The following is a 17574-nucleotide window of genomic DNA, read 5'->3' as shown; positions in this document are numbered from 1 at the left end:
CAACCATGCTGGACAAGGAGTCCGAAAGACCATGACCAACGACAGCCCCCAGCCCGCGAATCAGCGCATTGTCCGCAGCGGCGAGTTCGACATCGCCGTGTTCGAATACGGCGACCCGACCGCCGACACCATCGTGCTCGTGCACGGCTGGCCCGACACACATCACCTGTGGGACAGGGTGATTCCGCTGCTGACCGACCGTTTTCACGTGGTCGCCTACGACACCCGCGGGCACGGTGAGTCCACTCGCACACAGCGCACCGCCGACTTCCGGCTCGACGAACTGTCGCGTGACTTCTACGCCGTGATCGATGCGGCCAGTCCCGACAGTCCCGTGCACGTGCTCGCGCACGACTGGGGTTCGGTACAGGTATGGGAGGCGGTCTGTGAACCGCAGGCCGCGCAACGCGTCGCCTCGTTCACCTCGGTGTCCGGGCCCAACCTCGACCACCTGTCCAGCTGGGTGCGCGACCGGCTGTCGCGTCCGACGCTGCGCAATGTGTGGCAGCCGATGACCCAGCTCGCGTCCTCGGCCTACACCTTCTTCTTCATGACGCCCCGGCTGCCGCGCGCCACGTTCAACGCCATCGGCACCGAAAAGGTCTGGCAGCGTGCGGTTTCCCTCATGAACGACACGGCCGTCGCCAATGTGAAGCTGGGCCCGACGTTCCGTCGCGACATGGTCGACGGGCTGCTCATCTACCGGGCGAACATCGTGCAGCGGATGCTGTCGCCGCGCGAGCGACACACCGAGGTTCCGGTGCAGTTGATCGTGGCGGGGCGCGATGTCGCGGTTCGTCCCGCGGGATACGACGACTCGGCCAAGTGGACCGACCGGCTCTGGCGTCGCGACGTGCCCGCGGGGCACTGGATGCCGTTCTCACATCCCGAACTTCTCGCCACCGCCACCACCGAGCTGATCGACGCGCTCGACGGTGCGCCGGTGTCACGTGCGCTGGCCAGGTCCGAAGTAGGTTTCGGGGGTAGGGAATTCGACCACAAGCTGGTGGTGATCACCGGTGGCGGCAGCGGCATCGGCCGGGAGACCGCGCTGGCGTTCGCACGTCTGGGCGCCGAAGTTGTCGTCTCCGACGTGAACGAGCTCGCCGCCAAGACGACCGCCGAACTGGTGGTCGCCGAAGGTGGTGTGGCGCACTCATATTCGCTCGACGTGTCGAACGAGGACGCGGTGCGTGAACACGCCGACGAGGTGATCGCGGCGCACGGTGTGCCCGATGTGCTGATCAACAACGCCGGCGTCGGCCAGGCCGGTGCCTTCCTCGACACCCCGTCGGAGGAATTCGACCGGGTGCTGCGGATCAACCTCGGCGGAGTTGTCAACGGCTGCAGGGCATTCGGTGCGGCGATGGCCGATCGCGGGCTGGGCGGTCACATCGTGAACCTGTCCAGCATGGCCGCCTACAGCCCGCAGCGTGACATGGCCGCCTATGCCACCAGCAAGTCGGCGGTGTTCATGTTCTCCGACTGCCTGCGCGCCGAACTGGCCGAGCGCGGCATCTCGGTGTCGACGGTCTGCCCCGGCATCGTGCATACCAATATCGTTGCCACGACCCGCTTCTCGGGTATTTCCGCCGAGGAAGAAGCGGCCACGCAGCAGAAGTTCGACAAGCTGTACCAGCGGCGCGGGTACACCCCAGACCGGGTGGCGGAGCAGATCGTGAAGGCGGTGCGGACCGGGCGCGACATCGTGCCGGTGACGCCGGAATCGTGGCTGCAGTACCGGGTCAACCGGATCGCACCCGGTGCGGTGCGGTTCGCGGCCCGTCGGATGAAGCTGGTCTGAGTCCGTTTACGCCCGGCGCAGTTGCTTCTCCACGGCGGCGACGTGCCGGGCGTCCACGCCCCACGGATTCTCCACCTCGACCTTGCTGTCCAGGTCCCACAACACGCACGTCTCCTCGGGCTGCGCGACCATCGACCAGGCGACCACGGTGCGGCCCAGTTGTTCCTGCATCGAGCCGTGGTCTTGCGTGCTGTCGCCCACGCCCTCGGGAAAGTGGTGCAGGAACCGGCCGTAAGCCTGCTCGCAGAACTTCGCATACAGCTGTGTACAGAGGATGAAACCGTGCCAGGCCTCGTCGACCGCGTGCGACGGCATACCGATCACCTGATCGTCGCGAATGGCGGCGCCACAGCACCGCAACCATTGGCGCAGACCGGTTTCCACGAGTTCGCGCGGCTGCCACGGGCAGGTTTTGAAGACCGCCTCGGGTAGATGCAGGGCAGCGACGGTGCGGTCGACGGTGCGCAGGTCGACTTGCCGTTTGCCCGGTCGGGGGAGAGTGAACGCCACAATTCACTGTACGGCCACTGGTCGTAGTCGGGGTGGGAGGTTAGCCTGCGGGGATGGCGATGACGCTCGTGATCCTGGTGGGGATTTCCGTTGTGCTGATCGGCGTGGTGGTGACCGCCGTCGCGCTGCTGATTCGGAAATTGAGCGCGCCGCACAGTGGCGGGCCGCGGGATCCGCGGTGGGTGGCGGGGTCGGCGGGGGCGTATCCGTTCTTCGACGGGGCTTCGGGGCAGCCCTGGGATCCGGGGCCCTCCGGTGATTCCGGTAGCGGGTGTGGTGGGGGAAGTAGCTGTGGGGGCGGAGGGGGTAGCAGTAGCAGTTGTGGTGGTGGTGGGAGCAGCAGTAGCTGTGGTGGCGGGAGTAGCAGCAGTTGCGGCGGGAGCTCCTGATCGAGTGACCTGCGTCTCAGCGCGCTTGACCTGAAGTGGGCTTGGGGTTTCAAGCTGGACTCGTTCGGTTGTCACCACTGGTAAGGAGTCTCCAATGCGTGCAGTGCAGGTCAAAGAATTCGGTGGTCCCGAGGTCCTCGAGGTGGTGGAACTATCCGTGCCGCAACCGGATTCGGGCGAAGTGGTCGTCGACGTCGAGGTTGCCGACGTGATGTTCCTCGACAGTCGCCTGCGTAGCGGGTGGGGGCAGGATTACTTCCAGCTGAGCCTGCCTTACGTCCCCGGCGGTGCGGTGGGCGGCGTGGTCAGCGCGGTCGGTGCGCAGGTCGATCCCCGTTGGCTCGGTAAGCGCGTGGTCACCCAGACCGCCGCCAGCGGCATCGGTGGTGGGCTGCCCATCGGTGGTTACGCCGAGAAATCCCTCGCCAAGGCGGCCACGCTCACCGAGATCCCCGTCGGTCTGACCACCCGGCAGGCCGTCGCGCTTGCCCATGACGGACGAACCGCGCTCGCCGTCTTCGATCGTGCTGCGGTGCAACCGGGTTCGTGGGTGTTGATCACCGCGGCGGCGGGCGGTCTGGGCACGCTGCTCATCCAGTTGGCCACCGCGGCCGGCGCGAATGTGGTCGCCGCTGCCCGTGGTGCGGAAAAGCTGGCTCTCGCAACACGATTGGGCGCTGTCGAGGTTGTCGACTACTCACTCGCCGGTTGGGAGGATCGAGTTCGCCGGATCACCGGCGGGGGAGCGGCCGTGGTGTTCGACGGTGCGGGCGGGGCGATCGGTGGCGCGGCACTGACCGCCGCCGCCGACAAAGGGATCTTCCTCGGTTACGGCTCCGCCGCAGGCGATTTCGCGAACGGCGACACCGAAGCCGCTGCCGCACGCGGCGTCTCGGTGCTCGGCCTGTTCGACATCGTCAAAGGTGAAATCGATTGGGAGGCAATCGTTCACCGCATCCACACCGCGGTGATCGCGGGCGACCTGGAAGTGGTGATCGGGCAAACCTTCCCACTCGACCGAGTCGAGCAGGCCCACACCGCCATCGAAAGCCGATCCACCCTCGGCCGTACCGTCTTGACGATCGGCGCGTCATTGTAAAGTACCAAGCGCCCCAACGGAATACACGTTAAGTTATGTTCTGTGCAGGGAATCATAATCATCGCGGTCATCGCCGCGGTTCTGTTGTTGGTAGTCGCAGTGATCAAGTTGGCCAGCAACCCAGGGGGAAACATCGACAGTCACGATCGTGATGAGCGATTACGGGGTGGCCAACGAGCCGAACGCTCGTAACCCGTCACCCTCGGGTGCAAGACAACAACGATCGGTCGCAACGCCTTCCCCCCGGAAGTCGCCGCGACCGATCGTTCGTTTCCCACACCCACCCCACCGCGCCGAGTAGTCAACCCCGCACCAGTCCGGGTACCATGCGACTCGCCCGCGGAGACCCCCGCGGCGAGGGGCGGTAGCTCAGTCGGTTAGAGCCGCGGACTCATAATCCGCTGGTCGTGGGTTCGAGCCCCACCCGCCCCACTTCCCCCTCCTGACCTCCCGGTTCCTGATTCGCATCAGACGTTTCGACCGAGGGGCGCGCGTACACCAACAGACTATTGCGCAACCGATGTCCTGCGAAGTTTCCGGCAGTCGGAGGTACCCCGTTGAGCCAGTACTACGAGTTGGGCACCGTGACCCTCTGGAATCCCTCGAACGGGGCTTCACGGTTGTTCCTTCGCCAAGTGCGGTTGTTCGAGGAAGAACTCGGCCTGCCGTCCGGGATCGGACCGATGGAGGCCGACGAGTGTCAGATCACCGTCGGCCTGCTCGCGAATTTCCTGGACGTACTGCTGGTTCGGCGCGCGAGCACCCACCATGCAGTGATCCAGGCGCTGTCCGACGGCTTCATCGCAACCATGATCGTCGTCGCGGAGCGGGCCGGAATCGAGGTGCGGTGGCCCGTTCCCGACGCTCCGGTGTGGGGTGTCGCGGACGTTTGGGGTGAGGTTCGCGAGCATGCGCGTCGACTGGCCCTTCAGATGGCACGTTGACGGGCGGCGGCGAGGTTTATCGGCGGGGTGTCAGGAGGAGGATGGGGATGATGCGTGGGCTGGCGTTGCGTTGGTAGAAGTCGTAGCTGGGGAAGAACGCGACGAACTCGGGCCACAGTAGGGCTCGTTCGGCGTCGGTGGCTACTCGGGCTGTGACCGGACGGTGGTCGGCGCCGATCTGGATTGTGGTGTGCGGGTTGGCTTTCAGGTTGTGGTACCAGGCGGGGTGAGTTGGTTGGCCGGCCTTGGAGGCGACGATCGCGATGGTGTCGCCGGTGGCGTGGTACATCACCGGGGAGGTGCGCAGGGTGCCGGATTTGGCGCCGACGTGGTTCAGGAGCAGGATCTTGGCTTCGGGGAACACCGGCATGGTGGCGCCGAGGCGGCCATTGGTCCGGCGGTACAGGGCCACATGGAGTTTCGTCGATCGGCGTCCGAGGTAGACGCCGCGCCTGCTCGCGACGTGAGACACCGATTCCACCAGTCGCTGTAGCAACGACCCCTTGCGTCCGTTCATTCCACGCACCGCCCCTCCATGCCTTGGTCTACTACAACCGATAGTAGACCGATTGTCGGGGGTTTCCCGGATGAACGTTCGAGGGTCGGCGTTTCGCCTTAGGGTGTGGGCATCGTGGCGCGAGGCTAGGGGTGGCGAGGCGCGCGCATTATGTCCGATGCCGCACGAAGCAGCGCGACCGCAGCATCAACCCCAAGCTCCGGTCGGGCATTGAGATCGGCATACATCAGGGTCTCAGGACTGGCCGTTGTCAGCCTTTTGGTCCGCGAGGAAACGAACCCTAATCCGATGCCGATCGTGGTCTCGGTGAAAGGATCTCGAACGTTGCTCTTGCTCTTGATCGTCCCCGGTTCGGGAACCGTGATGGCGCCATCGCTGACCGCCCGCTGCAGCACTGCGTTGATCACCATCTCGAACGTGAGCGCGTAGGGGAGTTCCATACCCAGGGCGGCACTCCAACGATCGAATGAATCTTCGTGTAGCGGAGCCGCTGTCAGGTCGCCGATCACCCACGCTTCAGCCCACTGGTGAGCACCTACACCAACGGTGAATACACACGGATCAGCGAGTATCTTCTGCTCGCCGCGTTTCCATCGCCGCCCTTCCCTGGCGTAGTAGCGACGCGACGGTTGGCGGCGGCGGAAGCGCACGACGTCAGCATACTCGGCTGAGTACCGGCAGTTGCCCCATTGAGTGCGGGTCCCGAGCTACCATCGGCGGCGGATGGCGCTGCGCGCCGCCCGGACTGCGGGCATCGTCACGGCGTAACCGGGCACAACAGAAGACGGCGCACGCCGGTTGGGCGCGCGCCGCCTGGTGGGGTGCTCAGGCCGGGCTGCTTGCGAGAACCGGAGCCACGCTCTCTCGGGTGGCGAGCTTCGCGCCGAGGTAGGCGGCGGGGATGCCGAGGGCGGCGAGGGTCAGAGGGTAGTAGAGGGGGCCGACGTGCATGTTCATGGTGGCGATGCCAGCGATGACCGAGCCGAGTGAACCGAAGATGCCAAGGCCTACCGCGTGGGCGGTTTTGTGGTGGGGTGCGAGGCGGGCTACTACGTAGGCGCCGAGGACGTTGAAGACCGTGCGGTAGGCGAGTACCAGAATGATGACCGGGGCGGCGACGTAGATGTGGCCCTTCGGTAGGACGCCGGTGGACTCGAGGATCGCGTCGGTGGCGCTCGACAGGGCGGCGGTGGTGATCAGTCCGGCGAGGAGGGCGGCGATGCTTTTGATGATGTTCATGACGGGCTCCCTGGGGTGGCTGGTTCCGCGTTGCGCGGTGGTTCTGCCGGGAGGTCGGAGCGAGACAACGATCCTCGACATATCTGGCGAAAGAATTCGGACGAGTTTTTCCATCCAGCCGACCGATCGGTCGGAAATGGAGTTGTCGCTGGTCGGCGGGATCGTTAGCGTGGCTACTTATGGAACCGATTACCGAACGCGAGATCAGGGCGTCGTTCGTCAACTGTTCGAAAGGCGACGCCAAACGGCTGCTCGTGCCGCGTGACCTGGAGCAGCGGCCCTGGGAAGATCTGGACTTCCTCGGGTGGACCGACCCCTCGTACGCGGGGCGCTGCTATATCTCGGTGCCAAGGGAGGACGGGCTGGTCAGCATCGCGTTGCGGCATGAGACCGGCGGTTCGGGGAAGACGCAGATGTGCACGATCTGCCTCACCACGCATTCGGGCGGCGGCGTTTCGTTGATGACCGCGAGCAAGACGGGAGAGTCGGGGCGCAAGGGCAACACCGTGGGCAGCTACATCTGCACCGATCTGGCCTGTTCGCTGTACGCGCGCAACAAGAAGCGGCCCTCGATGGGCAGCCGGTATCGCGAGGATCTGACCGTGGAAGAGAAGGCGCAGCGGGTGGTGACCAACCTCAACGCCTTCGTCGACCGACTCTCGACCTAGAGCATCGCGTTCATGATGGTGCCCGCGCTGGTGGCGACCACGCCACCGATCATCGCGCCCGCGACCATCTTCGGCGACTGCATCGCGCCGCCGGTCCATTTCTCCCACGCGAACTTGCCGCCCGCGACGGTGATGGCGATGATGCCCGACAGCAGAATGAACCAGGTCAGATAGCTGACCATCTGCATGATCTTGTTCGCCAGTGGCGGGGCCTCGGGGGTGGGATTGCCGATCTGCGCCAAGGTATCGGTGACGGCGGCCAGAAACATGGGGTCTGCCTCGGTATCTCGGGGAGGAACGACGATGAACTCTGTGTCGATGGTATCCGGTCGTTTGCGGTGATGTCGGGGCCCGGTGCGACCGTACCGATCGGTTTTGTTGGTGCACAAGGGGTTCGCGCCCGTATCCTGGACCAGATCGAATACGACAGCGCTGGAACGCAGTTCGCTGCACGCGACAGGGGAGCAGGCTATGAGCATCATTCTGACGTCGATGGCCGACACCATCACGACGTATGCGCAGATCGGAAACCCCACGCCGGAAGCGCCTCCGCTGTCGGACAAGATCATGAAAATGGTGCAGTACTTGACCTGGTTCATGATCTTGTCGGGCGTGCTCGCCATCACCGTCGCCGGCGGCAAGTTCGCCTGGGAGAAGTGGAACGGCAGCGCCATGGAGTCGCCGAAGATGATCGCGGGCGCGATGATCGGCGGTGTGGTGGCCACCAGTGGCGGCACCATCATGAACGCGATTCTGGGCTAGATCCGCGCGCCCTTGGCCCGGTTGCAGGCCCGGCACAGGATCTGCAGGTTGGTCGCGCTGGTCGCACCGCCGCGGCTGAGCGGGATGATGTGGTCGAATTCCAGGTAGTGGCCGTCGCCGCATTCCACGCACGCACCGCCGTCGCGCTGCCACACCTGGGCTTTCACGTCCTGGGGGATGCTGCGGCTGTCGCGTTGTCCCGGGGTCAGGACCAGGCGTTTCGACACGCGTAGCGCGCCTTCCAACGCCGCTGCGACGTAGTCGGGGTCGGTGACGCCGAAGGTCGCGCCGCCGCGCGCGGAGGTGGCGGCGAGCACGACGGTGCCGTGCTCGGGATGCACGGAGACCACCCTGTTCCAGGGCAGTTCGATGCCCGTGCCGTCGCCGACGAAGCGCAGTTTCTTCGAGCTGCCGATGAGGCGACCTTCGGTGTTGCGTGGGCCGCGCGCGAGCATGCGGATGTGGACCGCGGGCAGGTCCAGGTGGACGCGCTCGTCGGGGTCCAGGTGCAGGCCGGGAGTGTTGATGGTGGGCAGTTCGCCCGCGCGCAGGCGGGACAGGGTGCGGCCGCGGTGCATTCGGCGGCGGAGGTCGTCGACGATAGTGCCGGACAGGGCCAGTTCGCTCACGACATGTTCGAAGGCTTCGAGTTCGTCGGCGAAGACCTCACCGTCGGCGAACGCGAAGGCGACCATTCGCTCGACCTGAGTCACGCCCGCTTCGCGCAGGACCGTGCGGCCGAGGTCCTCGTCGATGCGTTGGAAGCGCAGGGCCGCCCAGACTTCGGTCCACTCGTGCGACAGGGTGCCGGGGCCCGCGAGGACGCGCCTGGCCCTGTTGCGCCAGTGCGTGAGGAACTCCTCGACTTCGGCGGCGCAGTTCTTGCAGGGGGAGTGACCGCCGAACAGCTTGCGGCGCAAGGGGTTCCCACAGCGAGCGCAACGGGCGCGATGGTCGTGGATATGCGGGCGAACGCTGGCGGTCCACTCGTCGCCGTCCCACCAGCGCAGTTGATCGGGAGACTCCGGGTCGGGGTGCCAGTCGGCGAGTTCCGGGTCCTGCGGGGGTGGGGGTGGGACGTCGATGACGCGGCGGGTGAGGGCGGGCGGGCGCCGGGTCGGATCCTCAGCGACGGCGGACCCGGTGCGTCGACGGTCGTCGGGCTCGGATGGTTCGGCAGACGACGGCAGGTATCCAGCGGGTGGGAGATCCGACGCGGAGCGCACTGCGGACGCCTTCGGCTCATCGACGGTGACCCCGAATTCGGCGGCCAAGCCGGGCAATCCACCCGCCCACCCCTGACCGATCGCGCGAAACCGCCACTGACCGTCGCGACGATAGAACTCGCCGAACATCATCGCCTGCACATCTTCGATGCCCTCGATCGCGAACTCGGCGATCGGCCCGTCGGCGGCGTGCACGGTCAAAGTGAGGTCGGGCAGTTGGTCGAACGTGGCATCGTCGAGAGAAGCGCTGATGACGATGCGCGCCACATCATCTTCGGTGCGCGGCAGCGAAATACTCAGCCGCGCGGTACCGGGGGCGGGCTCTTGGTCCAGCGTCACGGCTTGCGAGGCGTGCCGGGGGGCGTTGAAGAACACGAAATCGCGGTCGCCGCGCACCAGCCCCGACTCGGTGACCAACAGGGCGTGCGCGTCCACGGCATGCGCGGACCGCCATGAAACGACCACGGCGAGAAGCGATGTCGGGACCGGCGCGTGCGCACCCTTGCGTAGTTCCATGGTCCCCGCATGATGCCATGAGGGTCCGACAGGAAATTTGACCAGGACACGAAGCGGGGTGGGGCGCCCATTGCTGCGTGCGCGGCCCGCTTGCGGCACAGTGGTGTCATGACGAACCCGAGGAAGCGGGGGCGCGCTGACGAGGCTGCTCCGGCGGCGCAGGCGCGGAAGGTGCCGGGGGCCGAGTTGTTGTCGGCCGCGCAGGCGGCGGTGGGGGCCGCGCAGACGGCGGCGGGGCAGGCGATCGACGCCGCGCAGCAGACGGCGGGGTATGCCTTCGACGCGGCGGTGCGGCTGCCGCCTGCCTCGGCGCAGTTGGCGGCGCAGTTGCCCGATCTGGTGGAGAACCTGTCGATCGCGGTCGAGCGGCTCAACAGCACCATCGATCGGCTGGATCGCACGTTGGCGTTGGCCGATCCGGTGTTCGCCACCTATGACCGGTTGTTGCCGCGGCTCGAGGCGGTGATCTCGCTGGGGGAGGACGTGTTCGGCGCGGTGGCGAAGCTGCCTGGGGTCGGGTTGCTGGGGCGGATCGCCGGGCGTGGCGGCGAGGAACCCGCGCCGGAACCGGAGCCGACCAAGCGTCCCCGCAGACGCTGAGTCAGCCCAACGCGCGGAAGGTCGCGGCCGCTTTGAGCACCATTTCCGCGTACTCGTCCTCGGGATCGGAATCGAGCACGATCGCGCCGCCCGCACCGATCCGCCATTCGTCGTCGTAGCGCACGGCCGTGCGGATCACGATGTTGAGGTCGGCGGTGCCGCCCAGACCGAGGAAACCGATGGTGCCCGAATAGATCCCGCGTGCTTCGGTTTCCAACTCGTCGAGGATGTCCATGGTGCGAATCTTCGGCGCGCCGGTCATCGAACCGCCGGGGAAACAGGCGCGCAGACAGTCGATCACCCCGGCGTCGGGGCGCAGGGTGCCGCGCACCGTGGACACCAATTGGTGCAGGGTGGAATAGGTTTCGGTGTCCATCAACTTCGGCACATGCACGGATCCGACTTCGCAGACGCGGCCCAGATCGTTGCGCAGCAGGTCCACGATCATCAGATTCTCGGCGCGGGTTTTCGGGTCGGCGGGCAGGGCGCGGCGCAGCTGCTCGTCCTCGGCGGCGGTGCGTCCGCGCGGGGCGGTGCCTTTGATCGGTTTGCTCTCGACGACCCGATCACGGTCGATCTTCAGGAACCGTTCCGGCGAGGAACATGCCACGTCCAGGCCGTCGAACCGCAGGTAGGCGGCGTACGGTGCGGGGTTGCAGCGGCGAAGTCGTCGGTACAGATCCAGTCCGTCGTCGGGTTCGGCGGCGACCGCGACCGCGTCGGTCAGGCAGATCTCGTAGGACTCGCCCGCCCGCAGCCGGTCCTGGCACACCGCGATATCGGCCAGGTAGCGATCGCGCCCGCGCACCAGATGGGCCTGCACCGCATCGGGGTCGGCGGGCACGGACAGGCCCGCCGGGTTGACCCACGTCGGCAGGTCGGCCAAGTCGTCGGCGGTCTCGGCGAGCCACTGTTCGGCGGCCTGATCGTTCTCGGTCAGAGCGAGCAGGTGGGTCTGCCCGGCCTCATGATCGACCACGATCAGCCGGTCGGCGAAAATCCACTGCGCATCCGGCGTGGGGGAGCGGTGGGCATTGCGCGCACCACAGTCGGCCTTCGCTTCATAACCGAGATACCCGACATAACCGCCCGCGAAATCGAAAGGCAGCGACGGGATTTCGCACTGCCGGGTTCGCAGTTCCCGATCCAGATAATCCAGGACGGTGCCTTCGACGGTGCGAGTACCCGCCGCGTCCGTCACCGTGACGGAGCCGTCCCCGACCCGGTACCCCACGATTTCGGCATGCGGCCCACTCGCATCACCCAGAAACGAGAACCGATCGAGACCACGTTCGACATGCTCACTGTCGAGCCAGAACGCCGCCGTACCCTCGGAATACTTACGCAGGAAGATCGCTTCGGTATCGATCGCCCGTTCGATTACCTTGTGCACCAAGCGAAATGAGCGCTCAAGAAAAACGAGAGCAGGTTTCACCGACGGCCCGCGCACCACCACAGGCGCGGACACCCGCACTTTGGTGAGATCGGCGAAATTACGCAGCAGCGCGGCACCGAATTCACTCGACACCGACTCGGGATGGAACTGCACACCCCACTGCGGCCGCTCCCGATGTCGCACCCCCATGATCACCCCGTCACCGGTCGACGCGGTCACCTCGAGAGTGTCGGGCAACGGGACCTGCGCGGCCAGCGAGTGGTAACGCACGACCGTGAAATTCTGCGGCAGACCCGCGAACAGATCCCGATCATCATGGGTCACCTGATCGAGAAACCCGTGCCTGGCCTCGGGCGCACGTTCGACCGTCCCGCCCGCGCCGATCACGATGCCCTGATGGCCCAGACACACACCCAACAGCGGCAGCTCGGACTCCGCGATCACCGCCGTCGACAACCCCATATCGCCGGCACGATCAGGTCGGCCCGGTCCCGGCGAGATCACCACATTGTCGAACCGGTGCAGGTCCACCGGGGCCTCGTCGTTGCGCACGACAGTCGGCTCGTTGCCGTTGACCTCGCTGATCAGCTGATAGAGGTTGTAGGTGAACGAGTCGTAGTTGTCGATCAAGAGCGTGCGCATTGTGGCGCAAACTTTACGCTCGGCCCTCGGGTGTTCATTCCCGCGCAGGGCCGGGGACGCGCGGGCAGAATGTGCGCCATGTCTGTTTCTCAACCTGTTGATGTCGACCAGTCGATCGCGGACTTCGCGGCGATCGGGCGGTGGATGGACCGACAGGGCCTGCCCGGTACGGAATTCGACGCGATCACCAGCATCGGTGGCGGCACGCAGAACATCATGTTGCGGTTCACCCGCGGCGGGCGCGAGTACGTGTTGCGGCGCGGACCCCGGCATCTGCGGGCGAAGAGCAACGAGGTGATCGGCCGGGAATCGCGACTGCTGCGCGCCATCGACGGCACCGACGTGGCGTCCCCGCGGGTGATCGCGGCCTGCGACGACGAGTCGGTGATCGGCGCGGTGTTCTACCTCATGGAACCCATCCGCGGCTTCAACCCGCAGACCGAACTGCCCGACCTGCACGCGGGCGACCCCGAGATCCGCCGCCAGATGGGCCTGTCCGCCGTCGAGGCCATCGCCAGGCTCGGCGCCCTCGACTACCAGGCTCTTGGCCTGCACGACTACGGCCGTCCCGACGGTTTCCTCGAACGGCAGGTGCCGCGCTGGCTGCGCGAACTGGACTCCTACAGCGCGAACCAGGGGTACCCCGGCCCGCAGATCCCCGGCGTGGACCGCATCGGCGACTGGCTCGAACGCCACCGACCCACCACCTGGACGCCGGGCATCATGCACGGCGACTGCCACCTGGCCAACATGATGTTCGACTACGACGGCCCCGAGGTGGCGGCGCTGGTGGACTGGGAGATGTCGACCATCGGCGACCCGCTGCTGGACCTGGGCTGGCAGCTGGCGACCCGACCCGAACCCGGCACGGTCGGCGCGGGCCTGATGGGCACCCTCGGCACGGTCGGCGGCCTGCCCACCGCCGCGGAGATGATCGAGCACTACGGCACGTTCTCCGACCGCGATCTGAGCGCGATCACCTGGTACACCGTGCTGGCCTGCTTCAAACTCGGCATCGTGCTCGAGGGCACGTACGCGCGCGCGTTCGCGGGCAAGGCACCCAAACCGGTCGGCGACTTCCTGCACGCGGTGACGATGGAACTGTTCGAGAAGGCCGGTCAGCTGGCGCAATGATGTCGGAAGTTGGCGGAAAATCGATGGAGTGCAAGAAGCGGACACCCTAGGCTCACTTCCATGATCGTGCCTGACAGTAAGAATTGGACCTGGGTGCTCGAACGCGCCTGCGCCGAATGCGGATTCGACGCCGAGACCACCGCCTTCACCGCGGTGCCCGCGCTGGTGCTCGACAGCGCCACCCGCCTCGGCGCGGCGCTGGAACGCGACGACGCGCGGGTGCGCCCGGACGCGCAGACCTGGTCCGTTCTCGAATACGCCGCCCACGTGCGCGACGTGTGCCGCATCTTCGACACCAGGCTCGCGCTCATGCTGGCCGGCGACGGCGTGCACGCCCCGCAGTTCGAGAACTGGGATCAGGACGCGACCGCGCTCGCCGACCGCTACGACGAGCAGGACCCCGCCGTCGTCGCGCGGGAACTGGCCGAAGCCGCCGAACGGATCGCCGCCGCGTTCGCCGCGGTGCCCGCGGATTCGCTGGAATTGCGGGGTGCGCGCAGCGACGGATCGCTGTTCACGGTCGACTCGCTGGGTCGCTACTTCCTGCACGACCTCGTGCACCACGTGTACGACGTGCGCGGATAGAGATTTCTCAACTAATTTCTAGAACGTGTTTCAGAAATCGGTGATTTGTCGTTAGGGTGAGTGCAGTCACAACGAGGCACGCTTGGCGAGAGGTCTACCGGCAATGAAGACGAAGGGCGCGATCCTGTGGGGCACCGATCAGCAATGGTCGGTGGAGGAGATCGAGGTCGGCGACCCCGTCGCCGGTGAAGTGCAGATCCGGATGGAAACGGCGGGCATGTGCCACTCCGACCATCACATCGTCACCGGGGCGACGCCGATGCCGGCGTTCCCGGTGATGGGCGGCCACGAGGGCGCGGGCGTGATCACCAAGCTCGGCCCGAACTGTCCCAGCGACCTGGCCGTGGGCGACCACGTGATCCTGTCGTTCATTCCCGCGTGCGGGCGCTGCCCGTCGTGCGTGTCGGGCAATATGGCGCTGTGTGATCTGGGCGCGGGATTGCTGATGGGACAGGCGATTTCGGACGGCACCTACCGCATCCAGGCGCGCGGCGAGAACGTCATCCCGATGTGTCTGCTGGGCACTTTCGCCCCGTACATGACGGTGCACCACACCTCGGTGGTGAAGATCGACCCCACCATTCCGTTCGAGGTGGCCTGCCTGGTGGGTTGCGGCGTGCCGACCGGGTTCGGTTCCTCCACACACGTGGCGCAGGTGCAGCCGGGCGAGACCGTGGTGATCGCGGGCATCGGCGGCGTCGGCATGAGCGCGCTGCAGGGCGCGGTGCTGTCGGGTGCGTCGAAAGTCATTGCCATCGACCCGAACCCGTGGAAGTTGGAGCAAGCGCAGAAGTTCGGCGCCACCCACACCTACGAGAGCATGGCCGCCGCGATCATGCCGATGATCGACGCCACCGAAGGCCGGATGGCCGAAAAGGTCATCCTCACCATGGGTGAGATGCACGGCGACTACATCGAAGAGGGCTTGATCCTCACCGGCAAGGCGGGCACCCTGGTGGTCACCTCGATGGGGCGGATGGACGCCAGCGACGTGAAACTCAACAGCTTCCTGCTGTCTATGCTGCAGAAAACGGTGAAGGGCACCATCTTCGGCGGCGGCAACGCCCGCCAGGACGCCCCGCGACTGCTGGCGCTGTACAAGGCCGGCCAGCTCAACCTCGACGACATGGTCACCCGCAGTTACTCCCTGGAAGAGATCAACCAGGGCTACCAGGACATGTTGGACGGCAAGAACATTCGCGGCATCATCCGCTACACCGAAGCCGACTGGTAGGTCAGCTGTTTCGAGCCCGCTCGGCGAGGCGCACCGCGACCTGTGCGATCAGGTCGAACGGAATCGGTTCGCCGAGTGGGAATTTCAAGGTGCCACGGCCCGAATTGTAGGGCTCGATGGTTTTCTCGAACGCCGCGTCGCCCTCGGGCACGGGGTACACGCTCACGTGGGCTTTCCAGCCCGCGAAGAAGATGAACACCCGGCCGTCGATGGTGGCGGCCGGGATGGCGTAGCTGATCTTCTCGCCCGTGTCGGGGACCGCGCGGTGGATCGTTGCGCGGATCTGTTGCAGGACGGCGCGTTCGGCCGGTGGTTGGTCGGCCAGGTAGGCGTCGACGGAGGTGGGTTTGTCTGCCACGGTTCCTCCTGTTGGGTAGGCGGCAATTCTAGCCTCTGACCAGCACTTTCTTCGGATGACCCGCTTGTAGGTGGCCGTCGCGTAGCAGCAGGCAATAGTCGGCCTGCTCCGCCTCGGCCATGTCGTGGGTGGCCTGCACCACGGTGACGCCGGTGGCGCTGATCTCGGCCAGGGCGCGGGAGATCTCAGCGCGCGAGGTCGCGTCCAAGCCGGTCGACGGCTCGTCGAGCAGCATCAGGTCCGACTGTTGGGCCAGCGCCTGGGCGAGCAGGGTGCGTTGGCGCTGACCGCCGGAGAGGGTGTCGAGTCGCCGTGGCGCCAAGTCGGTGAGGTCCATTCGCTCCAGGCAGGCGCGGGTGATCTCGCGATCCTCTTTGGTGAGGCGCCGCCACGACCCGCGATGCGCCCAGCGCCCCATCGCCACCGCCTCACGCACCGTCATCGGGAGCGTCATCGGAATTGCATTGTGCTGCACCACGAATGCGGGTTTGTGCGTGGTGGATCGGTGCACGCTGCCTGACTGGGCGGTCACTGTGCCCGCGAGGATGCCGAGCAGGGTCGACTTCCCTGAACCGTTCGGACCCACGATCGCGGTGATCTGGCCGCGCGGGATGGATGCCGATACCTCCGACAGCACGGGCTGCCCGGCGTAACCCACTGTCAGGCCCTGGATACGGATTGCTTCTGTGTTCTGCATCTCACCTCAATTGAAACGATAATCATTTTCAGTATATCGTTCCGCCCTATGGAATGGCTGATCGCTCCGTTCGAGGTGGCATTCGTGCAGCGCGCACTGTGGGGTGGGCTGCTGGTGTCGTGCGTGTGCGCACTGGCCGGAACCTGGGTTGTGGTGCGCGGCATGGCATTTCTCGGTGACGCGATGGCGCACGGGATGCTGCCCGGTGTCGCGGTGGCTGCGCTGCTCGGCGGGAATCTGATCGTCGGGGCCGCGGTGAGTTGCACCGCCATGGCGTTCGGAGTGTCGGCGCTGTCGCGCGGTAAACGGTTCGCCGCCGATACCGCGATCGGGTTGTTGTTCGTGGGGATGCTCGCGGCCGGGGTGATCATCGTGTCGCGGTCGCAGTCCTTCGCCGTCGATCTGACCGGGTTCCTGTTCGGTGACGTGCTGGCAGTGCGCACGGTGGATCTCTGGTATCTCGTTGCGGCACTGGCGATTGCGCTGGTGATCGCAGTGCTCGGGCATCGGGCGTTCGTCGCGCTCACCTTCGATCCGCGTAAAGCGCACACGCTCGGGTTGCATCCGAAAGCGGCGCAGGTGGCGTTGATCGGGTTGCTGACGGTGGCGATCGTGGCCTCGTTTCACGTTGTGGGGACGTTGCTGGTGTTCGGGTTGCTGATCGCTCCGCCTGCGGCCGCGGTGTATTGGTCGGATCGGATACCGGTGGTGATGGTGATCGCCGCACTGGTCGGTGGGTTGTCTACCGTTGCGGGACTTGTTATTTCGTGGCATGGGGGGACTGCGGCGGGGGCGACTATCGCGGCTGTGGCGGTGGGGCTGTTCTTCGTGTCGGCTGTTTTCTCGGCGGTGCGGGAGCGGTTCGGGAAGGTGTGGGTGGTCGCGCTGGCGGCGGTGCCGTTGGTGGGGTGTTCTGTGGCGGGGGAACCTGCGGTGGTCGAGGAGCCTGCGCACGGGTTCGTCGCCGGGGCAGAGGAGGCGAGCGAGGCTCAGGCGCGGCTGGTTGTCGCCGACGCGGCCGGAGCTGTTCGGGTGATCGATCTGCTGACCGAGAAGGTCACGTCGGTCGACGCGCCTGCACCGAAAAATGTTTCCTCACAGCCGAATTCCGGCCCACCGACAGATCGCCAGTTGCCTATCGGTGGCGACCAGCGGAGACCGACTGTCGGTGTCGTTGGTGACGGGCGCTTCGCGTATCTGAGTTCGGGGGCGTTGGTTCGGATCATCGACGGCGGGGCGTGGACTGTCGACCAC

The 17574-nt window shown here is 66.1% G+C and carries 19 protein-coding genes and 1 tRNA gene; 11 read left to right on the top strand and 9 right to left on the bottom strand.

Going from position 1 to position 17574, the window contains the following annotated elements; genetic code table 11:
* Positions 1–31 precede the first annotated feature (31 nt).
* Positions 32–1804 carry an SDR family oxidoreductase gene (locus tag ACFWVD_RS22540; RefSeq protein WP_379245807.1) on the top strand — a complete coding sequence of 591 codons (1773 nt, stop codon included), beginning with the start codon at positions 32–34 and terminating at the stop codon, positions 1802–1804.
* Between the two features lie 6 nt (positions 1805–1810).
* On the opposite strand, the gene ACFWVD_RS22535 is transcribed toward ACFWVD_RS22540, so the two are convergent.
* Positions 1811–2314, bottom strand: coding sequence for a hypothetical protein (locus ACFWVD_RS22535; RefSeq protein WP_379245805.1), 504 nt, complete (start codon positions 2312–2314; stop codon positions 1811–1813).
* A gap of 483 nt (positions 2315–2797) precedes the next feature.
* On the opposite strand from ACFWVD_RS22535, the gene ACFWVD_RS22530 reads away from it, so the two are divergent.
* The 3 genes from ACFWVD_RS22530 to ACFWVD_RS22520 all read left to right on the top strand — a co-directional run bounded on the left by ACFWVD_RS22530 (position 2798) and on the right by ACFWVD_RS22520 (position 4746).
* Positions 2798–3802 carry a zinc-binding dehydrogenase gene (locus ACFWVD_RS22530; protein ID WP_379245803.1) on the top strand — a complete coding sequence of 335 codons (1005 nt, stop codon included), beginning with the start codon at positions 2798–2800 and terminating at the stop codon, positions 3800–3802.
* Between the two features lie 358 nt (positions 3803–4160).
* Positions 4161–4234 (top strand) — tRNA-Ile (locus tag ACFWVD_RS22525).
* A 125-nt stretch (positions 4235–4359) separates the two neighbouring features.
* Entirely contained in the window at positions 4360–4746 is a 387-nt protein-coding gene (locus ACFWVD_RS22520; RefSeq protein ID WP_379245801.1) for a DUF6086 family protein, read from the top strand.
* A gap of 16 nt (positions 4747–4762) precedes the next feature.
* On the opposite strand, the gene ACFWVD_RS22515 is transcribed toward ACFWVD_RS22520, so the two are convergent.
* From ACFWVD_RS22515 to ACFWVD_RS22505, 3 genes are all read right to left on the bottom strand, one after another.
* Positions 4763–5263 (bottom strand): nitroreductase family deazaflavin-dependent oxidoreductase, encoded by a 501-nt coding sequence (locus ACFWVD_RS22515; RefSeq protein WP_379245799.1) that lies wholly within the window; start codon positions 5261–5263, stop codon positions 4763–4765.
* Positions 5264–5388: 125 nt separating this feature from the next.
* On the bottom strand, positions 5389–5913 hold the full coding sequence (locus ACFWVD_RS22510; RefSeq protein WP_379245797.1) for a hypothetical protein: 525 nt from the start codon (positions 5911–5913) through the stop codon (positions 5389–5391).
* Positions 5914–6088: 175 nt separating this feature from the next.
* Positions 6089–6502, bottom strand: a complete 414-nt coding sequence (locus tag ACFWVD_RS22505; RefSeq protein WP_379245795.1) for a hypothetical protein — start codon at positions 6500–6502, stop codon at positions 6089–6091.
* A gap of 179 nt (positions 6503–6681) precedes the next feature.
* Between ACFWVD_RS22505 and ACFWVD_RS22500 the strand changes: the two genes are divergently transcribed.
* Complete coding sequence (locus tag ACFWVD_RS22500; protein ID WP_379245793.1) at positions 6682–7170, top strand: FBP domain-containing protein; 489 nt, start codon at positions 6682–6684, stop codon at positions 7168–7170.
* Here ACFWVD_RS22500 and ACFWVD_RS22495 read toward each other — a convergent pair.
* Positions 7167–7439: a hypothetical protein gene (locus ACFWVD_RS22495; RefSeq protein WP_379245791.1), complete on the bottom strand. Its 273-nt coding sequence runs from the start codon at positions 7437–7439 to the stop codon at positions 7167–7169. The two genes, ACFWVD_RS22500 and ACFWVD_RS22495, sit on opposite strands and share 4 nt — an antisense overlap.
* 202 nt (positions 7440–7641) lie before the next feature.
* Between ACFWVD_RS22495 and ACFWVD_RS22490 the strand changes: the two genes are divergently transcribed.
* Positions 7642–7932 (top strand): hypothetical protein, encoded by a 291-nt coding sequence (locus ACFWVD_RS22490; protein WP_378921229.1) that lies wholly within the window; start codon positions 7642–7644, stop codon positions 7930–7932.
* On the opposite strand, the gene ACFWVD_RS22485 is transcribed toward ACFWVD_RS22490, so the two are convergent.
* Complete coding sequence (locus ACFWVD_RS22485; protein ID WP_379245789.1) at positions 7929–9674, bottom strand: TerD family protein; 1746 nt, start codon at positions 9672–9674, stop codon at positions 7929–7931. The genes ACFWVD_RS22490 and ACFWVD_RS22485 overlap by 4 nt on opposite strands.
* A 108-nt stretch (positions 9675–9782) precedes the next feature.
* Between ACFWVD_RS22485 and ACFWVD_RS22480 the strand changes: the two genes are divergently transcribed.
* The gene (locus tag ACFWVD_RS22480) at positions 9783–10274 is read left to right on the top strand and encodes a hypothetical protein (RefSeq protein ID WP_379245787.1); all 492 of its coding nucleotides are present in this window, start codon (positions 9783–9785) and stop codon (positions 10272–10274) included.
* A gap of 1 nt (position 10275) precedes the next feature.
* On the opposite strand, the gene pabB is transcribed toward ACFWVD_RS22480, so the two are convergent.
* Complete coding sequence (gene pabB / locus ACFWVD_RS22475; RefSeq protein WP_379245785.1) at positions 10276–12312, bottom strand: aminodeoxychorismate synthase component I; 2037 nt, start codon at positions 12310–12312, stop codon at positions 10276–10278.
* A 69-nt stretch (positions 12313–12381) separates the two neighbouring features.
* On the opposite strand from pabB, the gene ACFWVD_RS22470 reads away from it, so the two are divergent.
* The 3 genes from ACFWVD_RS22470 (at position 12382) to ACFWVD_RS22460 (ending at position 15265) form a co-directional block, all read left to right on the top strand.
* Positions 12382–13446, top strand: a complete 1065-nt coding sequence (locus ACFWVD_RS22470) for a phosphotransferase family protein (protein ID WP_379246079.1) — start codon at positions 12382–12384, stop codon at positions 13444–13446.
* 60 nt (positions 13447–13506) lie between these two features.
* Positions 13507–14031: a DinB family protein gene (locus ACFWVD_RS22465; RefSeq protein ID WP_379245783.1), complete on the top strand. Its 525-nt coding sequence runs from the start codon at positions 13507–13509 to the stop codon at positions 14029–14031.
* Between the two features lie 103 nt (positions 14032–14134).
* On the top strand, positions 14135–15265 hold the full coding sequence (locus ACFWVD_RS22460) for an NDMA-dependent alcohol dehydrogenase (protein WP_379245782.1): 1131 nt from the start codon (positions 14135–14137) through the stop codon (positions 15263–15265).
* A 1-nt stretch (position 15266) separates the two neighbouring features.
* On the opposite strand, the gene ACFWVD_RS22455 is transcribed toward ACFWVD_RS22460, so the two are convergent.
* Both ACFWVD_RS22455 and aztA read right to left on the bottom strand, forming a co-directional pair.
* Entirely contained in the window at positions 15267–15623 is a 357-nt protein-coding gene (locus ACFWVD_RS22455; RefSeq protein ID WP_379245780.1) for an iron chaperone, read from the bottom strand.
* Between the two features lie 28 nt (positions 15624–15651).
* Positions 15652–16320, bottom strand: coding sequence for a zinc ABC transporter ATP-binding protein AztA (gene aztA / locus ACFWVD_RS22450; RefSeq protein WP_379245778.1), 669 nt, complete (start codon positions 16318–16320; stop codon positions 15652–15654).
* Positions 16321–16368: 48 nt separating this feature from the next.
* Here aztA and aztB point away from each other — a divergent pair.
* The coding region (gene aztB, locus ACFWVD_RS22445) for a zinc ABC transporter permease AztB (protein WP_379245776.1) at positions 16369–17574 on the top strand (1206 nt) is incomplete at its 3' end.

The organism is Nocardia sp. NPDC058666 (genome assembly GCF_042714895.1).
Classification (GTDB): Bacteria; Actinomycetota; Actinomycetes; order Mycobacteriales; family Mycobacteriaceae; genus Nocardia.
The sequence above is the reverse complement of the archived record's forward strand: the minus strand, read 5'-3'. Positions and strand labels throughout refer to the sequence as shown.